This is a genomic window from Actinomyces oris (genome assembly GCF_001937665.1).
GTDB lineage: Bacteria > Actinomycetota > Actinomycetes > Actinomycetales > Actinomycetaceae > Actinomyces > Actinomyces stomatis.
Genome location: NZ_MSKL01000007.1, coordinates 52,904 through 70,889 on the forward strand (window position 1 = coordinate 52,904; position 17,986 = coordinate 70,889).

14 protein-coding genes are annotated in these 17,986 nt (G+C 71.1%); 7 read left to right on the forward strand and 7 right to left on the reverse strand.

Translation table 11 applies throughout. The features are described 5' to 3' along the window. Window positions 1–29: 29 nt before the first annotated feature. Complete coding sequence (locus BKH28_RS03220; RefSeq protein WP_075417454.1) at window positions 30–920, forward strand: DUF5926 family protein; 891 nt, start codon at window positions 30–32, stop codon at window positions 918–920. A 259-nt stretch (window positions 921–1,179) separates the two neighbouring features. On the opposite strand, the gene BKH28_RS03225 is transcribed toward BKH28_RS03220, so the two are convergent. The 4 genes from BKH28_RS03225 to BKH28_RS03240 form a co-directional block, all read right to left on the reverse strand. After that, window positions 1,180–2,037 (reverse strand): DUF817 domain-containing protein, encoded by an 858-nt coding sequence (locus tag BKH28_RS03225; protein WP_075417455.1) that lies wholly within the window; start codon window positions 2,035–2,037, stop codon window positions 1,180–1,182. A 252-nt stretch (window positions 2,038–2,289) separates the two neighbouring features. Beyond that, window positions 2,290–3,042 carry a DNA alkylation repair protein gene (locus BKH28_RS03230; RefSeq protein WP_075417456.1) on the reverse strand — a complete coding sequence of 251 codons (753 nt, stop codon included), beginning with the start codon at window positions 3,040–3,042 and terminating at the stop codon, window positions 2,290–2,292. A gap of 3 nt (window positions 3,043–3,045) precedes the next feature. Beyond that, window positions 3,046–3,657 carry an NAD(P)H-dependent oxidoreductase gene (locus BKH28_RS03235; protein ID WP_075417457.1) on the reverse strand — a complete coding sequence of 204 codons (612 nt, stop codon included), beginning with the start codon at window positions 3,655–3,657 and terminating at the stop codon, window positions 3,046–3,048. After that, entirely contained in the window at window positions 3,657–4,208 is a 552-nt protein-coding gene (locus tag BKH28_RS03240) for a TetR/AcrR family transcriptional regulator (protein WP_075417458.1), read from the reverse strand. The genes BKH28_RS03235 and BKH28_RS03240 overlap by 1 nt, the downstream gene beginning before the upstream one ends. Before the next feature lie 813 nt (window positions 4,209–5,021). Between BKH28_RS03240 and BKH28_RS03245 the strand changes: the two genes are divergently transcribed. Together BKH28_RS03245 and BKH28_RS03250 are read left to right on the forward strand one after the other, a co-directional pair. After that, window positions 5,022–7,046: a DUF885 domain-containing protein gene (locus BKH28_RS03245; protein ID WP_075417459.1), complete on the forward strand. Its 2,025-nt coding sequence runs from the start codon at window positions 5,022–5,024 to the stop codon at window positions 7,044–7,046. Window positions 7,047–7,720: 674 nt separating this feature from the next. Continuing rightward, complete coding sequence (locus BKH28_RS03250; RefSeq protein ID WP_075417460.1) at window positions 7,721–8,605, forward strand: glycosyltransferase family 2 protein; 885 nt, start codon at window positions 7,721–7,723, stop codon at window positions 8,603–8,605. On the opposite strand, the gene BKH28_RS03255 is transcribed toward BKH28_RS03250, so the two are convergent. Together BKH28_RS03255 and BKH28_RS03260 are read right to left on the reverse strand one after the other, a co-directional pair. After that, window positions 8,602–11,031 (reverse strand): hypothetical protein, encoded by a 2,430-nt coding sequence (locus tag BKH28_RS03255; protein WP_256695452.1) that lies wholly within the window; start codon window positions 11,029–11,031, stop codon window positions 8,602–8,604. The two genes, BKH28_RS03250 and BKH28_RS03255, sit on opposite strands and share 4 nt — an antisense overlap. 26 nt (window positions 11,032–11,057) lie before the next feature. Then, window positions 11,058–11,990, reverse strand: a complete 933-nt coding sequence (locus tag BKH28_RS03260) for a fructosamine kinase family protein (RefSeq protein WP_075417461.1) — start codon at window positions 11,988–11,990, stop codon at window positions 11,058–11,060. Window positions 11,991–12,091: 101 nt separating this feature from the next. Here BKH28_RS03260 and pheA point away from each other — a divergent pair, with 101 nt between their 5' ends. Continuing rightward, the gene (pheA, locus tag BKH28_RS03265; protein ID WP_075417462.1) at window positions 12,092–13,036 is read left to right on the forward strand and encodes a prephenate dehydratase; all 945 of its coding nucleotides are present in this window, start codon (window positions 12,092–12,094) and stop codon (window positions 13,034–13,036) included. 1,163 nt (window positions 13,037–14,199) lie between these two features. Beyond that, a complete protein-coding gene (locus BKH28_RS03270) occupies window positions 14,200–14,757 on the forward strand; it encodes a low molecular weight protein-tyrosine-phosphatase (protein WP_075417509.1) in 558 nt (185 codons plus the stop codon). A 4-nt stretch (window positions 14,758–14,761) separates the two neighbouring features. Here BKH28_RS03270 and BKH28_RS03275 read toward each other — a convergent pair whose 3' ends face one another. Next, window positions 14,762–15,757 (reverse strand): alpha/beta hydrolase, encoded by a 996-nt coding sequence (locus BKH28_RS03275; RefSeq protein ID WP_075417463.1) that lies wholly within the window; start codon window positions 15,755–15,757, stop codon window positions 14,762–14,764. Between the two features lie 217 nt (window positions 15,758–15,974). Here BKH28_RS03275 and BKH28_RS13610 point away from each other — a divergent pair, with 217 nt between their 5' ends. After that, a complete protein-coding gene (locus BKH28_RS13610; RefSeq protein ID WP_256695453.1) occupies window positions 15,975–17,237 on the forward strand; it encodes a methionine ABC transporter ATP-binding protein in 1,263 nt (420 codons plus the stop codon). Next, window positions 17,234–17,950, forward strand: coding sequence for a methionine ABC transporter permease (locus tag BKH28_RS03285; protein ID WP_075417465.1), 717 nt, complete (start codon window positions 17,234–17,236; stop codon window positions 17,948–17,950). Before BKH28_RS13610 ends, BKH28_RS03285 begins: the two co-directional genes overlap by 4 nt. Window positions 17,951–17,986 lie beyond the last annotated feature (36 nt).

Sequence of the window (17,986 nt, forward strand, 5' to 3'; positions counted from 1 at the left end):
GGCGCGGGGTGGCCGGTAGGCTGACGGGCATGTCGAAGAAGAAGCGCCATGGGCGCCGTCCGGCCGCCGCATCGGCCAAGCCCCGCAAGCAGAGCATCGAGTTCGTTGCCCGCCCCTTCGCCGGTCTGCCGGCCGAGGAGGACCTCGTGGCGATGGCCCAGATCATCCCGGCCGCCACGACTACTGTGCGCCTGACCGAGGAGTACGGCGGTCAGCAGGTCCAGCTCGTCACGCTTCTTCCCGAGTTCGTTCAGGGGCTCAAGCGCTCCGACGGCGAGGTCCTGGTGGCCATGCAGACCTCCATGCACTCCGGGGACGCCTCCCGCGACGTCGCCGCCGCCATCCTGGCCACCCTCGAGCTGCCCGAGGGCCAGGCTCTGCGCGCCGACGGCCTGCCCGAGCCCGGCCCGCGCCTCCAGGACGTCCTCGACACCAGTGAGCCGCCGGCCGTCTCCGTGCGCGAGACCTTCGACTTCTGGGTCGACCCCCAGGCTGCCGGCGAGAACGCGCAAGCCCGCCAGATCGTCGAGGAGGCCATCGATCGCGCCAAGGAGGAGATCGCCCCGACCCGGCCTGTGCCCGGCGTCGAGCACGCCTACTGGTGCCGGCTGGGTGCCAAGGAGTTCGTGCGCTGGGTGCGCGGGGAGGACGAGGACGAGTTCTTCAACGCCTTCGCCCGCATCTACGCCGCGCGCGAGTCCGACCTGGAGGAGGGTGCGCGCTTCGTCGGCGCCTTCCGGGCCAACGGTCTGGCCATCCCCGTGTGGGAGCTCGTGCCCGGCACGGAGGCTGAGGAGCTCACCAAGCCGCTGCAGGCCATGGGCAAGCGCCTGGACGCCGCACTGGCCGACTCCAGCCCCCTGAGTCCCGAGGTCCGCCGCGCCAAGGCCGGCATCATCTCCCGCCAGGTCAACCTCTGACCGCTCTCCTCACGGACATCTCCGCCCGGCCGGGGACATTCTGCGCGTTCAGGTACCTTTCCGCGCAGCCGGGGACGTTCTGCGCGTACGGGGACAGGATTCTGGTTCCCGACGGCGTCGAATGCCCCTGGTCGGAAGGGCACGCACCCGGCCGCGCGGAATGTCCCCGTCAGTGTTGGTGACGGGCTGGGGAGACGGCCGGGAGGCGGTGGGGAAGTGACGAGGGCGTGGTGACGGGCCGGGGTGCACAGTGCGCGACTCAGGTATCGGTGATGTGCAGGCGCCGGCGCGTCACGCGCGGCAGGCCGCGTCCGTAGAGGGTGCCCTCCTTCGCCTTGACGGCGGCGACGAGCACGAAGCTCAGTGAGATGAGCAGCGCCCAGCTGCCGAACTTGCCGGCGTGCACCAGGTGCCAGCCGTCGGCCTGGTCGGGGTAGCGCCAGGCGCTCAACGCTGTGGCCAGGTTCTCCGCCAGCCACAGGAATCCCCCAATGAGGATGAAGGCCACCGTCGTCGGCATCCAGTAGCGCTCCCCGCCGACAGTGAAGTGGACGGCGCTTCCCCACAGGGTGATGAGGAAACCGGCGGCAATGACCCAGCGCAGGTCGATGATGACGTGGTGGGTGAAGAAGTTGAGGTAGGCCGCCACGGCCAGCAGACTCACCGGCCACCACCGAAAGCCGCCCACGTGCAGGTCGAGGCGCCGGAAGGCCTGGCAGATGTAGGAGCCGACGGAGGCGTACATGAAGCCGGAGAAGACCGGTACCCCGCCGACGCGCACCACCCCGGCATCCGGATAGGCCCAGGAGCCGGTGTGGACCTTGAACACCTCCAGCGCCAGCCCGATGAGGTGGAAGGCGCAGATGACGCCGAGCTCGCGCCAGGTCTCCTGCTTCAGGGCCACGAAGGCGATCTGCACAACGACGACGTAGATCAGCAGGGCGTCGTAGCGGGCAATCGGCGGATCCGTGTAGCTCCAGATCAGGGCACTCGCCGCGAGCCCAACGAAGATGGCGATGGCGAAGGCGCAGCAGGCCAGCTCCAGGAGGGCGAACTGGACCAGGCGGCGGGGGAGTAGGCGCCACCGACTCAGGGGAAGACGCGCGGTGTCGGGCACGACCGAAGTATGCCGTGCCTTGACGTCGCCCTGATACGTACCGGCCCCTCCGGGGCTCTCGTTGGCGGGGACTTTTCTTCACGGCCGGGGACATCTCGCGCGTTCGGGGACGGGAATCCGGTCCCCGACGGCGTCGAATGCCCCCGGCTGGAAGGACACGTACCCGGCCGCGCGGAATGTCCCCGTCGAGGTCGCACGTGACTCCCGAGAGGGTGGTCCTGGCCAGACTCGATGACCATCTGGCCGACACCATCACCGGATCGAGCGCAGTGCTCGCTTGATGATCCGTTCAGTGGCCGGGGTGGGCGACTCCTCCTGCCAACGCTCGCAGAGCTCCCTGGCCCAGGCGGGCTGGGTCTTGGCGGCGTCGTTGACCCAGTTCGCCACGGAGTCCTGCACATAGCGGGAGGAGTCGGCACGCAGCGGCTCGAGCAGTGGAAGGCCCCGCTCGGGCTCCTTCTTGAGCTCGGGGATGTGCCGTGCCCACACACCCCGTGGACGTAGCGCCTCGCTGGCGAAGCGCCGAATGCGCTCCGAGGGTTCTGAGGTCCATGGCCGCAGCGCGCGGATGGCCTCGTCAAGCTGGGGCACCAAGTGCGGGCGCACTGCCATCCATGACCACTCGCGCACCCCGAAGTGCGGGTCGTCCGCGGCCGGTCTTGCCAGGGTCAACAGCGTGTCGACGTCGGCGTCCTTCTCCTGGGAGACCAGGGCGAAGACTGCCCAGCCCCGGACGGTGTCGGCCGCGTGATTAGCGAGATCCAGGCAGGCGGAGCGACCAAGGTGCGTATACAGCGCTTCTCCCATGGTCTGCATACGAGCCAGGATGCCGAGTGAGTCGGCGTGCTTGGCCGCTTCAACCAGCTCCTCTGGGGCCGCCGGCACCACCTGTGTCAGAAGGGTGGAGTGGGTGATGGCCAGGATCTCTGCCAGTGTTCGGGACTCGTCTCGTCCCGAGTTCAGGTCGGCTTGGCGCTCTGCGGCGATACTCGCGGCGGGGCTCATATGTCACTTCACCACGAGGCGGGCCACGCGCTTGAGGTGCTTCTTGTGCTGGCCGCGGCTGGCCTTACCGACCTTGCCGAAGTTGACCCATGACCGTCCGCGCATGCCCAGCTGCTTGAGGGCGGCGCCCAGGAACACCGAGCTGACGTAGTTGCCGCAGAACCGGCGCAGGAACCACGTCGGGGCGGTCGAGGTAGTGAGTACCAGCACCTGCTGGATGTGGGTGAGGTGGCCCTTCACCCCGGAGGCCGTCGCATGGTAGGCCCAGCTCTGCTTCATGACCTTGTCCACGAATCCCTTGACGATGGCCGGCACGTCACTCCACCAGATCGGGCAGATGACAATGATGCGCGAGGCCCCCTCGATGAGCTTCTGGTAGTGGCTCACCAGCGGGTCCAGCGTGCCGCCCTCGCTGAACAGGGCCAGCTCCTCGGCGGTGTAGCGCGGGTCGAAGCCGTCGGCGTAGAGGTCGACGACGTCGTAGGGCCTTCCCGCCTTGTCCAGGGCGGAGGTGGCGGCCTCGAGTACGGCGTGGTTGAAGGAGCCGTCGTAGGGGTGGGCGTAGACGATGAGGGTGCGGTCGCCCGTCTTCTTGAGGGGCTTCTTGGCTGTCATCAGCTGTCTCCAATCGTGACGATGGCGCGCAGGGCTGCGCGGATGAAGGTGGTGTCGGCGGTGGTGGCGCCGACGGCGATGAGCTGGGTGTAGCCCTGCAGGCAGGACCACACCAGGAGGTGAAGCGGCGTCGGATCGGTTCCCTGCTGTGCAGCCAGACGCTCCACCTCGCCGCGGGTCAGTGCCAGCAGTGGGTGGTCGTCGAGGCGGTCGAGTGCCGTGATGGCCGCGGGGCTGATCTGATTGAACTCGAAGAGACGCGGGTGCTCTGCGGCCAGATCGACCAGAAGAGTCCCGATGCCGACGAGTGACTCGAGCGGATCGTCCTGGATGAGGGCGTCCGCGCGCTCGCCCAGTGAGGCCGACAGCCGGCGCGCCGCGGCCTCGAAGAGGCTCGTCTTGGACGGGAAGTGCTTGTAGCACGCGGGCGTGGTCACTCCGCAGGCGCGGGCCACCCCGCTCAGTGTCACCGCATGCCACCCGTTGGAGTCAATGAGGTCCAGGGTGGTGTCGATGAGCCGCTGACGGGTGTCCGTACTGCGTCGGTCCATCTTCACACTAGATAGGTTAATCAAGTTCACCTACCTGTCAAGGAGGTGGGTGGGGCTGTGCTCGCCCGGCCCTCTCTGTCAATCATGAGTGACCACGATGTGGTCAGGCCGGATCCGGTGGGTGCGACTCGGAGGTGGGGGCCGCTCGCCTGTGAGCGCTGCCAACGGCGGCAGCGCAGCGATGTCAGAGGGACACTGAGATGCCCCTGACCAGCGCGGATATCGGTACGGGTGAACCGCGGCCGTAGATCCTTGACACTGTCGGCGCGGCGTCCTTCAATCGTGCCACGTCCATCACAGCACAACGACAGCACGACGAAGGACCTCAACGCCGGGGCGACCCGGCCCGTCCAGAATGAGAGGAGCGCTGATGACTCGTACTGTTTGCGGCTCTGCACCGCGGTCGACGGCCATGTGTGTCAGCCTGCTGCGCTCCTGCTCATCGACCGGCTGGCGCCATCGATGCCCCTCGATCGCTACCTAGTAGCCACCTGCTGATCGCCGGCAGTCATCTTCGGGTGCTTGCGCCGGCTGGAGGGGTGGAGAGTCTCGGCTCCCCGCGTCCACTGCCGATGCCTCGGTCCGGGCTCGTCGTTGAGTCTCGCACCTCGGGATCAGATCAGTACCAGTTCCCACTCCGCGTCCGCCGCCTTCAAGCCGAGCAGGGACGCCCGCCAATTCATCCAACTTTCTTCGCCGTCAGATCCACGATGCCTATGGACCTTTGTTTCGGTTCCTGGCACCCTGGTGAAACGGCAATGTCGCCGCCGGGCCCGCACGCCATGCGGCGAGTGAAGCGAAAGGCCTGATGTCATGACCGACGACCCCTCGAAGCACTCTCCATCCGGCCCCGCCGTACCTCCGGCCGGCTCCCACACGCAGGACGCCCCCACCGGCACGGCGGACGCCACGCCTGCGCCCGTCACCAGCCCGGTGAGCACCGGGCCGCCCGAGCGGCCACCGGTCCACCCGCAGCATCCGAGCTCAGGGACCTGGCGGGCCGTCCGCACGGCCGGCGCCCCCTTGAGCGTGCGCGAGGTCGAGGCAGCATCCTCCGCGGCGCCCGCCGCTCACACCTCCGCCCAGGCCGCCACCCGCTCCTCGGTCCGCTCCCCCTCGGAGACCGCGGCCGCCGGCGTCGTCCTGCGCGACCTTGCCGACGAGTACGCCCAGCTCCTGTGTGCCCACGATCCCGAGGCGGCTGCCCGCACCGGACTGCCCGGCGGGACCATCCTGCCCGACTACTCGCCCGCGGGACTGGCCGAGCGTCTCAGTGCCGAGCGCTCCCTGCGTCACCGCGTGGCCGCCGTCGACCACTCGACCGGCTCCGACGAGCTCCTGCGCCGCCACCTCCTGGAGCGTCTGGAGACCTCCATCCAGTTCATCTCCGCCGGGGAGGAGGGCGGCAACCTCGGTTTCCTCTCCTCGCCGTTCCAGCAGATCGCCCGTCAGCTGCAGCGGCCCCCTGAGGCGCCCGACCGCGCCGGCTCCGACGAGGCGGACCTCGCCGAGGCCGAGGCCAAGTGGGAGGACGCCTGGAACCTGCACCGCACCCGTCTGGAGGCGCTGCCCGCCGCCCTGGAGGGGCTGGCCGCCTCCCTGTCCGCCTCCGCCGAGGCCGGTGCGATCGCCCCGCTCAGTCAGGTCGACGTCGTCGCCGGGCAGGCACGTGACCTCGCCCGACGCCGGACCCAGGGACTGCCCGAGGACCTGCCGGCCACTCTGCACGTCCAGCTCCAGGAGGCGGACATCGTCGCCCGCCGCGCCGCGCTGGACTTCGCCTCGCACCTGCGCACGACGCTCTCGCCGCGGGCGCCCCAGGCCGAGGGCGTCGGCCCTCAGCGCCACGCCCTGTGGATGCGCCGCGTCCTGGGCACCCGGGTGGACCCCGAGGAGACCTACGCCTGGGCCACTGAGGAGCTGGGGCGGGTCATCGCCGAGCAGGACGCCATCGCCGTCGACATCCTGGGGCCCGGCGCCGATGCCGGCAGCCTCAACCGGCACCTGCGCGCCGACCCGACCCACGCCCTGCGTGCGGAGGACTACACGACCTGGGCGCAGGAGGTGGCCGATGAGGCCTGGGACGCCGTGGTCGGCCGGGTCCTTGACCCGCCCGACGGTCTGGGCCGCCCCCGGGTGCGCCTCGGGGAGCTCGGAGACGGCGCCGTCCACTACGAGGAGCCGCGCGGTACCGGCGGAGAGCGTCGGCCCGGCATCGTCATGCGCTCCCTGGCCGACGGCGAGCAGCTGGTGTGGCCGTGGATGGAGCGGACCACGGTGCTGCACGAGTCGGTCCCGGGCCACCACGTCCACGTCGGTGCCCACGCCACCAGCACGCGCCTGACCGCCTGGCAGCGCTATCTGGGGTCCGTACCCGGATGCGACGAGGGGTGGGGCCTGTACGCCGAGTCCCTCGCCGACGAGCTCGGGCTCATGCCCACGCCCGAGGACCGCTTCGGTCGCCTGGCGGCACGCCGCTGGCGCCTGGCCCGGGTCCTCGTGGACCTGGGTGTCCACTCCCGGCTCCCCGTGCCCGACGACGTCGTGGCCCTTCCGGGGGCCTGCCGTGAGTGGAACCGGGCGACCGTCACCGCCGTGCTGCGCCACCACACCGTGATCTCTGAGGGGCGCCTGCGCTTCGAGGTCTCCCGGCACCTGGGGTGGCCGGCCCAGCCGCTGGCCTACGCGGTGGGTGAGCGGGTCTGGCGGGCCGGTCGGCGCAGCGCCCAGGCGCAGGCCCGCGCCGAGGGCGGCGAGCTGGACCTGCGCGCCTTCCACAACCGGGGCATCGACCTGGGCAGCGTGGGACTCGATCTGCTCGTAAGCGCCTTGCACTGACCTGCATGAAGGATGCAGAGGCGGTGCGCCGGGGTCTGGTCGTTCGTCGGCCGGACCCCGGGCTCATGTGTGGCCCGGTCTCTTCTCCGTCGCGCCTGTGGGGAACTGCCGGAGAGCGGGGGCGCAGGCGGCGTGAATGCCCCGCCGCCTGCGCCGATGAGTCGGGCGGCGAGTGCCCTGGGGCTGGGCGGTCGGTGGTGAGGGCCAAGGCGTGCCGGGGCGGCAGGGGAGTCGCCCCGGCACACGGAAGGACGCGAAATGCGCCGGCGGAACCCGGCTCCATTGACGGGCTCCTTGCCTCCACTGTGCCACGAGAACCGGGCGTGACGTGCCCAAACGGGTAACTTTAGTGTCTGAATGACGAAATGTGACTCATTGCAGCAACTTTTCTCAGTTTCTCCGGGGACCGTGGTCCCATGCTGAAGGTTTGACACAAATTCACCGAGGAGAGCCTGGGAAGGGCGGTCGTCGCCTCCTCCCGGCGCGTCGGCGTGTCGCGGCGACCGGCAGGACGTGCTGGGCATGGCCGGTACGTGTCCGCTGTGCGTGGAGCCTGAGGATTCCGCGCAGCATAGTACGAGAGCAGAGAACTTGATGGGCCTCACAAAAAAGGCGCGCGATAACGGGGTGCTCAGGTATCGGCTGGAGGCAGCGAGTCTGGATACCCTGGGGGCGTGAGTTCCACCAAGCGGCCCGACCAGCGCGTTGCCGTGGTCATCCCTGCCAAGGATGAGGCTGAGCGCATCGCCACCACTGTTCGGGCCTGCCGCTCCATTCCGCGGGTGGACCTCGTCATCGTCGTCGACGACGGCTCGACCGACGGAACCCAGGACCACGCCCGCGCCGCCGGCGCCGTGACGGTCCGCCACTCCGTCTCACGCGGGAAGGCCTCCGCCATGGAGACCGGGGCCTCGGTGGTCGCCATGCGCGACTACTCCGACGGTCCCGCCCGGCTGCTGCTGTTCATCGACGCCGACCTGGGGGATTCGGCCGCCTCCTGCGCCGAGCTGGTGCCCCCGGTCGTCGACGGCGTCGCCGACATGTCCATCGCGGTGCCCCCCAAGCAGTCCGGGGCCGGTGGCCGCGGCCGGGTCGTGCGCGCCGCCAGGCGGGCCATCTCGCTGTCCACCGGGTGGCTGCCGGTGGCGCCGCTGTCCGGTCAGCGATGTCTGAGCCGTGAGGCCTATGAGAAGGCGGTGCCCCTGGCCGACGGCTGGGGGGTGGAGGTCGGTCTGACCATCGACGTCCTCGTGGCCGGGCTCGCCGTCATCGAGGTCCCCTGCGACATCACGCACCGTGTCACCGGTAACGACCGGGCCGGCACGATGCACCGCGCCTCCCAGTACAAGGACGTCCTGCGGGCCGTGACCCGGCGCAAGCTGCGTCGCCACCGCGTGCCGCGCGCCTCCTTCGAGAAGGCGGCCGCCGAGCAGGACCACTTCTTCGCCTACCGTGCCGTGCCGCAGCCCCCCAAGGCCGACGACGACGTCGAGACCGCCGAGAAGCCGCACGATGGCGAGGACTCACAGACCACTGCCTCGGAGACGGCCGAGCGCTAGCGCACCGAATCGCTCCCGGCCAGCGTCAGCGCCAGCAGGGTGGGGGCGGCGGACGCCAGGATGAAACCGGCCATCGTGACGCCGGAGTCGTTGACCAGGACGGCCACGAGCGTCAGCACCCCCAGAGACTTCAGCGCCGTCGTCCCCCATTGCGCGGACAGGGACGTTCCACGCGTGGGGGGACAGGGATCCGGTCCCCCCTCGCGTCGAATGTCCCCGTGGGCGGCGGGGGCGAGCCAGACGTAGGGGCTCGTGCCGGAGTGCCAGGCCCGCACCTGCCTGCGCCCCCACCACGAGGCCGCGGCCACGAGGACCACGACGCAGGCCAGGGCGATCGCCATGACCGGCTTCGTGACGAAGGGCCCGACCAGTGCATACGCCTTGCGTCCCAGCACGCCGGCGGCCGAACCGTCCACCACCTGACGGGCGAAGCGCCCCAGGTGCGTGGGCCCACCGGGGCGGAGGAGGTCGACGACGGCGAACCCGCCCACCACCAGGACCGTCGTGGCCCCAATGACCAGCCAGCGCCGCCAGCTCAGGCGCAGACCCGCCAGGCCCGCACCGAGGAAGGCCAGCGTCGGCACCAGAGTCAGGGCGCCACCCACGTCCGCGCCCAGCTGCGGGGCTCCATCGACGAGCAGTGCCGCCCCGCCCAGCAGGGCCGTCGCAAGCAGCGCGGTCCGCCGGCCGCCGCCCAGCGCCACCCAGGCGCCGGCGATGACGACGACGAGCGCGCCGGCCACCAGCGCGAAGGCCGTATTCGACACCCCGTAGAACCGGCCCGCCACCACCGCGTTCATGCCCAGTGGGTTGTTGAAGGCCAGGGGTGCGCCCGCAGCGGCGTCGACCAACCAGGTCAGCGGGATCGCCGCCGCCACCAGCAGGGCCGTCAGGCTCGCCCCGCTGGAGGACGGAGACGACGAGGAGGGCATGGGGCTGCCCGCCTCGTCCTGATGCGGCTCGGCCGCGACGTCCCCGGAGAGGGCCTCGGCCGATCCGGCTGCCTCAGCGGCTGCCGTGGCGCCGAGTGCTGAAGGCGGAGGGATCGGGGAGGAGGTGGAGCGGGGTCGCCGGCGTCGCCGCACCAGCGCCACGGTCCCGGCGGCCAACCCCCCGATGCCGGCCGCGACCAGCACGGCCGCGGCCACAGCGACGACCGAGGCCCACACCGAGGGGGAGCCGGCCCGGGCCCCCACACGCCACCAGGGGACGGTATTGACCAGCAGCAACGCCGTCGGCAGGCCGCTGAGGTAGACGGCCACCCGGGTGACCCGGCGGCGCAGAGCCGTGCGCCGGCTCGCCTCCGGGTCGCGCAGCACGACGGCGGCCCAGACCAGGAGCGCCACGGCCAGCCCCATGAGCAGGGCGCCGGCCCGCATCACTGTGGCCTGAGAGGCACGGGCGTGCAGGGCGTCGTCGGCGAGCCGCGAGATGCGGGCGTCCCCGGTGGCGGCGGTGTCGGCTGTTGCGCCGCCCTCGCTGCCGGTCTGGGGCAGCGTGAGCGCCTGGCCGTCGAAGGCCGGGTCGCGGCGGTCGGCCAGGGCGGCCACGAGAGTCGGGGTGAGGTCGGTCAGCTGGGCCAGGCCGGGCTGGTGCGTGGAGTCGCCGACGACAAGGCCATCGGAGGAGCCGAGCGCGCTGGTCGTGCCCGCGGGCAGGACCGCCATCTGAGGGCCGGGGGCCTCGTCGTCGGCCAGGGAGACGACGACGAGGCGGGTGCCGGGGCGCGCCTGCTCCTGGACCCTGCGCAGGGCGTCGTCGAGGGCGGCGATCCGCTCGGCGTCGGAGGAGGCTTCCCGGGCGGTGTCGACGACGGTCAGATCCGCGCCGGCGGCCAGGGCCTCGGCCACGGAAGGGGCCAAGGCCGGCCTGTTCGCCGAGCCCCCCGGTGCGCCCATGGTCAGCTGCGTCCCGGGACCGACGGCCTGGATCGAGACGTCACGCCCGAGCGCCCCGACCAGGGGAGTGCTGTCGGGGATCGCGGTGGTGGGGCCGGCACAGGAAGCGGCCGGCTTGATGGCGCTTGCGCGCTTGCCCCGGCCCAGGGTGAGCCAGCCGTCGGCCGGGCAGGTGCGGTCCGCCGGAGTGCGCACGGACAGGTTCATCGGCTCGCCCTGGGAGGCGAAGGCCAGCAGGTGGGCGGCCGCCGAGTCGACGCCGGGAGAACCGGAATCCTCACCGGCGGGCGCGCGGGAGGCCTGTGCCCGCAGATCCGCCCAGGTGAGATTGTTCGTCCCCAGGACGACCACCGGCGCCGGCCGCGAGGCCGAGGCGGCATCGGGGGCCGACTGGGACGTCGACGTCGTAGGAACCGCGGCGGCCAGTGCCGAGCCCACCATCGTCAGGATCATGCCGATGACCACCAGCAGCACGAGGACGTACACGACCGCGCGCACCAGGCGCTGTTGACGTCGTCGAGGTCTCACCCTGCCAGCCTACGGGGCCTGGTCGCTCACAGGTACTGGCGGGCCACAGCGACCGCCTCCCCGCCGTAGCCCCCACCGAAGAGGAAGGCATGAATCATGATGATGTGCCAGGAGTGGAGCCCCACCCGTTCGCGCCAGCCCTCCGCCAGCGGCGAGACCTCGTGGTAGGCCGCGTAGATGCGATCCAGGTAGCGCTGCCCGAACACGCCCAGGGCCGCCAGGTCGGTCTCAGCGTGCGCCCCCTGCGCCATGGGATCGATGAGCACGCCGACCACCGCCGGCCCGCCGGCCGCTACGTCAGCGGCCCCGCCCACGGGAGCCTCCCCGCAGGCGGACTCCTGCGGCCCGAGCCCGGCGCGCGGCGGCGCCCACTGGGCGGCCTCATCGGCCGGGGTCCACAGGACATTGCCGCACCACAGGTCCCCGTGCGTGCGGGCCACCGCGACCCGCGCGCCGCGCTCGCGGGCACCGGCGCGCACCAGGGCCGGCTGGTCGGTGTCGAAGTCGCCGTCGCGCAGCCGCTCACACATCCGCTCGACGATACGGGCCCCGCCCACGCTGATCGAACCGTTGTCCCGACTGGGCTGCAGGTAGGGCAGGATCCGGTCCTCGGCGTAGAACTCGCCCCAGCGGCGCGGCTCGCCCTCCTCCGCGGCGTGCGGCCGCAGCCGGATGTCCGAGCGGCCCATCTGCGCCCGGCCGTCCCACCCGGGAGGCGCCGCCCCGAAAGCCGGGGCACCCGCCGCGTGGGTGACGGCCAGCGCCCGGCCGAAGGCCTCCGCCCCGGCCGGCGTCACGCTGGTCGTCGTCAGCCGCGGCTCCTCCAGCCAGCCCGGACCGCTGGTCACCGGCACCACGTGCGCCCCGCCGTCGGCCATCGCCTCGGCGAGCCAGGTCAGGCCCTGGGCCTCCAGGGCGGTGGAGACCGGGCCGTCGTCGTGCTTGCGGAAGACACTCATGGCTCCAGCCTGCCAGGCCTGCCGCCGCCGCGGGAGGGCTCCCGTGTTCCACGGAGCAACCCGCCGCCGGCCCGGCGGCCCGGACTGGCTACCCTGTGCCCATGACTGCTCCCGCTCCGCTCTGGTCCTTCCTCGGTCCGGCCGGCACCTTCACCGAGATGGCGCTGCGCCAGGTCGCCCCCGTCGACGTCGAGCTCGACCCCTGCCCGGACGTGCCCACCGCCCTGGACCACCTGCGCGAGCGCACGGCGGAGGCCGCCGTCGTGCCCATTGAGAACTCCGTCGAGGGCGGGGTCAACGCCACGCTGGACAACCTCGTGGCCTCCACGCCCCTGGTCATCGCCGCCGAGATGGCCGTGCCGATCACCTTCGTCCTGGCCGGCCGCCCCGGCACCCGCCTGGAGGACGTGCGCGCCATCTCCACCCACCCGCACGCCTGGGCCCAGTGCCGCGGCTGGGTCCACCAGAACCTCCCCGAGGCCGTCTACGTGGCCGGAACCTCCACCTCGGCGCCCGCCCGCGCGCTGGCCGCCTCCGACGGGGACACCGGATTCCAGGCCGTCCTGTGCAACCCGCTGGCCGCCAAGGAGTACGGGCTGGAGGTCATCGCCGGGGGCGTGGCGGACAACCCCGACGCCGTCACCCGCTTCGTCAAGGTGACCCGACCCGGCCGCGTGGGTGAGCCCACCGGCGCCGACAAGACCACCCTGCTCGTCCACCTCCCGCACGACCGCTCCGGCGCACTGCTGGACATGCTCGAGCAGTTCAGCGCCCGCGGCGTCAACCTCTCACGCATCGAGTCCCGACCCGTGGGCGACTCCCTGGGACGCTACCGCTTCTCCATCGACGTCGAGGGGCACGTGCGCGAGGAACGGGTCCAGGCCGCCCTCATCGGGCTGCACCGCACCTGCCCGGTGGTGCGCTTCCTGGGCTCCTACCCGCGGCTGGACGCCCGCCCGACGGCGGTCCTGGCCGGCACCAGCGACAAGGACTTCGTCGTGGCCCGCTCCTGGGTCGCCGACGTCCTCGACGGCCGCGCCCTGTAGCCGAGGCCCGCGCAGCCGCCCGGCTGCGCAGTCGCCTGGTCGCGGTGGCCTCTTGCCGATGTCGCGGTCGTACCTTAGGCCGCGGGTTCGAGGGTTAAGGGTGTTGCGCTGTCTCTTCACTTCTGAGAGTTTCGGATGCTGTGACATCTCAAGACGCCGGTGGGGTGGGCCTGCCGGATGGGAGAGCTGCTGCTTCGGCCTGTCGGAGGGGGTTGTTCCGGTCACTCTGGTGGCTGCCGGCGTCGTCTGGATGCACTGCACGAGGGTGGGGTGCTACTGGACGAGGGTTGGGGGTACTGGGGGTAGGTGGGGCCTTCGTGCAGTACGCACAACCCTTGGCCAGTGGATCCCGCCCCTCGTGGAGCAGGCCGACTCGGGCCGACTTGGGGGCGGGGCCGGAGTCGAACCATGACCACCGGGCCCCTGTACGGGAGCCGGCGAGGACCAGGCAGGCAGAAGCACGGCCGGCCCCGGGGTGAGGGTGCTGGGCTCGGCCGCCATGACCCCGCAGAGTCGATCAGGCACACAGCTCGGTGTCCACAGCGCTGACATCAACGAGCCCTCCACCAAAGCTCTCGACGGGGATCGTTGGAATCCTGGGGTTCTTCTTCGGTGCGCAGCGCCGGTGCGGGGTTGATGTCAGCACCATGGACACCAGCGGCCCACCAGACCTCTTCCCCTCGACCTCACCCTCGCCTCCAGGACCACCAGCCTGCCCCGGGTTCCCGCCCGAGCGAGTGCCTCAGAAGTCATGACACTCACATGTCTCAGAAGTGAGGAGACAGCACACACGACAAAAGGTACGAACGCGCGGACGCTTCACCTAGTGCCGCCCGCTCCGGAACCGTTCCTGCCCTCGTTGCCGGCGGGGGACATTCTGCGCGGCCGGGTGCGTGTCGTTCCGAGCGGGGGCGTTCGACGCCGTCGGGGACCGGAATCCCGTCCCCGCACGCGCACGATGTCCCCGTTCGAGAGTAGAGGTCTCCGTACGCGCGGAATGTCCCCGGCCGTAAGGGGGCGTCAGTGGACAGGCGACCGCAGCGTGCGCAAGGCTCAGGGGCGTGAGCTCCTCCGACGCCAGCACCGAGACAACCTCCGCAGCTTCCGCCTCTTCAGCCGCCCCGCTACCCGGCCCCCATGGCGCCGGCCCCTACCGCGTCATCATGGTGTGCACCGGCAATATCTGCCGCTCCGCCATGGCCGAGATCGTCCTGCGCGACCGCCTCGCCGCCGCCGGCATCCCCGACTCCGGGCCGGGCGGCGTGGCCATCACCTCCGCCGGCGTCTCCGACGAGGAGCGCGGCAACCCCATCGACTCCCGGGCCCGCCGCGTCCTGACCGAGGCCGGCTATGGCACCGGCGCCGACGACGTCTCACGCGCCACAGGTATCGCCATCGGCACCCACACCGCCCACCGCATCACCGACGCCGAGATCGCCGAGGCCGACCTCCTGCTGGCCATGACCGACTCCCACTGGAACGTCCTCCAGCGCCGCGCCGCGGGCCTGGGGGCCGAGCCCGCCCGCATCCGCATGTACCGCGAGCTCGACCCGGCCTCCGCGCAGCAGGCCGAGGCCGTCATCGCAGGCGGCTCCTCCCGCAGCGTCCTCAACGTGCCCGACCCCTGGTACGGCACCATGGCCGACTTCGTCGACACCCTCGAGGTCGTCGAACGGGTCAGTGATGAGCTCGCCGACGAGCTCGCCGCGCTCCGCGACTGAAAGCTCAGTGCAGGCGGTTGTCCAGCCAGCGCATGACGGCCTGAAGGTACTCGGCGCGCGCCAGCGGCCCGGACAGGGCCAGGTCGTGGACGCCCTCGGGAATCTGGCGGACGGTCACGTCATCGCCCAGGTACTGGGAGCGGTCGATGATCTGCTCCACGTCGAGGACCACGTCGGAGCGCTGCGCCTCCTCCAGGGTCGCCTTGACGCCGTTGCTGACCGTTGAGCAGCACACGAGGATCGGCACCCGGATCCCCAGCCCGTGGTGGACCTCGCGCTGCAGACGCCGGATTCCCGCCAGGAACCCGGCCCGCACCGGGAAGGACGGCGCCGGCTTGAGCGCCAGGTCCCAGTCCCACTCACCGCGCCAGCGCCGGTGCAGGGCCGCCACGTAGTTGTCCTCATCGCCGCTGCCCGGCTCACCGATGACGCGCTCGGGGTCCCGCCGCGAGAGGAGGTCCACGAAGGCCGAGCCGTAGGAGCGCACTAGCGCCGATCCGCGCAGATCCAGCCACGGGGAGTTGAGGACGAGCGCGTCCACGGTCCCGGGGTGGTCGGCCGCCCAGATGACCGCCTGCAGTCCACCGGTCGAGTGTCCGTTGAGGACGACGACGTCGTGCCCGTGCTCGGAGCGGATGATGCGCAGGGCCTCGGAGATCTCCTCATCATGGACGCGCAGGTCGCGCACGTCGTGCGGGGAGGCGTGCCCGACGCCGGCCCGCCCGCAGGCCCGCAGATCCAGTGCGTAGAACTCGAAACCGGCGTCGAGGTAGGCCTGCGCCAGGTGGGTCTGGAAGAAGTAGTCGCTGCGGCCGTGCAGGTAGAGGACCGCGCGCGAGTGCCGTGGCCGGCTGGCCCGACCGGCCGCCTCGCGCTGGAAGACGAGCACGGCGTGGTCGGCGCCGGGCGCCTTCGTGGGCGACTCGGTCACCGGGATACGGCGAGCCACCCACGGCTCGCCCAGGATGTCGGGGGTGGTCGGCTCTGCGGTCGCACTCATGAGCAGATCCAAACACGTCGCCCCGTGCGGTGCGAGTAGCGCCGCCGACACACGACCTGGGAATAGCCAGGACGTTGCCGAAACACCGGTGACGGCCGGTCCGAGAGGCGGGGAGGGGCGGATGGGCCGCAGGCCCGGCCACCGGGTGCGGGCGTGACCTCGGTCCCTTGGCGGCGGCCTCGCTTGCATCGCGAAGGCGGCGCTGCGTAAGTTATTCGTGGCCATCCAGAGCAACCGAGAGACCTGGCTCGACGACATTGCAGCAACCCCCTTCATGGTGCGGGTGCTTCCGCCAGGAACGATGGAGGAATACGTGAGCACAAGCGAACAGTCGACCGCCGACCCCGGCCGGCATGAGGAGAGTGACTCCTCTGACTCCCAGCGCGTCGAGTACAGGGAGGGCGTGAGCGCCGAGCTTCGGGACACCGATCCTGAGGGCGCTGAGGTCGGAAGCACTGACACCGAGGCGGACGGCTCCTCCGACGCCCCCATGATCTCCCTGCGCGACGTCCACAAGGTCTACCGTCTGCGCAGCGGCAAGGAGGTGCGGGCCCTGGATGGGCTCAGCCTCGACGTCGCCGCCGGCTCCATCCACGGCATCGTCGGCACCTCCGGTGCCGGCAAGTCCACGCTCGTGCGCTGCCTGACCTCCCTGGAGCGCCCCACCAGCGGCCAGGTGAGTGTCGACGGCCAGGACATGACCGCTCTGTCGGCCGGTCAGCTGCGCGAGGCCCGACGCCGCATCGGCATGGTCTTCCAGCACGCCAACCTTCTCGACCAGCGCACCACGGCGCAGAACATCGCCTACCCGCTGGCGCTCGCGGGCGTGCCGGGCGGACAACGCCGCCCGATCGTGGAGCGCATGCTCGACCTCGTGGGCCTGGCCGACCGCGGCGCCTCCTACCCCTCCCAGCTCTCCGGCGGTCAGAAGCAGCGCGTCGGCATCGCCCGGGCGCTGGCCGACGACCCGGCCGTCCTCCTGTGCGACGAGCCCACCTCCGCCCTGGACCCGGAGACCACCCGCTCCATCCTCGACCTCATCAAGAACGTCCGCGACACCCTGGGCCTGACCGTCATCATCATCACCCACGAGATGAGCGTGGTCCGCCAGGTCTGTGACTCCGTCAGCCTGCTTCAGGCCGGCAAGATCGTCGAGAGCGGTCGCCTGGAGGACATCGTGCTCGACGTCGACTCCCGGCTCTCGCGCGAGATCGTGCCCTTCCCGAAGGTGCCCGAGGCCGCCGTCGCCCACGGGGAGAGCGTCATCGACGTCTCCATCACCGCCCACCCGGGCCAGCCGGCCGCCGTCGCCCTCATGTCCATGGTGGCCGAGCTCGGCGGAGACATCGCCGCTGGCGTCTTCGAGACGATCGGTCAGGCCCAGATCGGGCGGCTGGCCGTCACCGTCCCCGGGTCCGACACCGAACAGGCCGTGAGCACCCTGCGCCACGCCGGTATTGCTGCGGAGGTCCGCTCATGAACTCGATCCTCCTTCCGCTGAGCCACGCAGCCGCCCTGCCGAGCAGCCGCACCTGGTTCGACAACCCGGCCATCCAGAACAAGCTCGGCTACGCCCTCGTTGAGACCCTGTCGATGACCTTCGTCTCCGGGGCCGTGACGGTCATCCTCGGACTTCTGCTGGGGCTCGCCCTGGTCTCCACCGGCAAGCGGGGCCAGTTCCGCAACCCGCCCCTGTACTGGGTGCTCTCGCAGATCGTCAACATCGGGCGCTCCATGCCCTTCATCATCCTCATGGTGGCCCTCATCCCGATCACCCGGATACTCGTGGGTACCTCCCTGGGGTGGCAGGCGGCCTGCGTCCCGCTGACCATCGGCGCGATCCCCTTCTACGCGCGCCTGGTGGAGACGGCCATCAACGACGTCGACCACGGCAAGGTCGAGGCCGCCCTCATGATGGGCGCCTCAGGACGGCAGATCACCTGGGGCGTCCTCGTGCGCGAGGCCCTGCCGATCCTCATCCAGTCGGCCACCGTCACCATCATCACCCTCCTGGGCTACTCCGCCATGGCCGGCGCCGTCGGCGGCGGCGGCGTGGGCGACCTCGCCATCCAGTACGGGTACCAGCGCAACCAGGTGGACGTCATGGTCATCACCGTGGTCGTCATCGTCATCATCGTCGGCATCATCCAGCTCGTCGGCGACATGCTCAGCCGGCTGGTGAACCACCGCTGAGGCGATCACCAGCCGGGTAAGCGCGCGCAGCCGCCT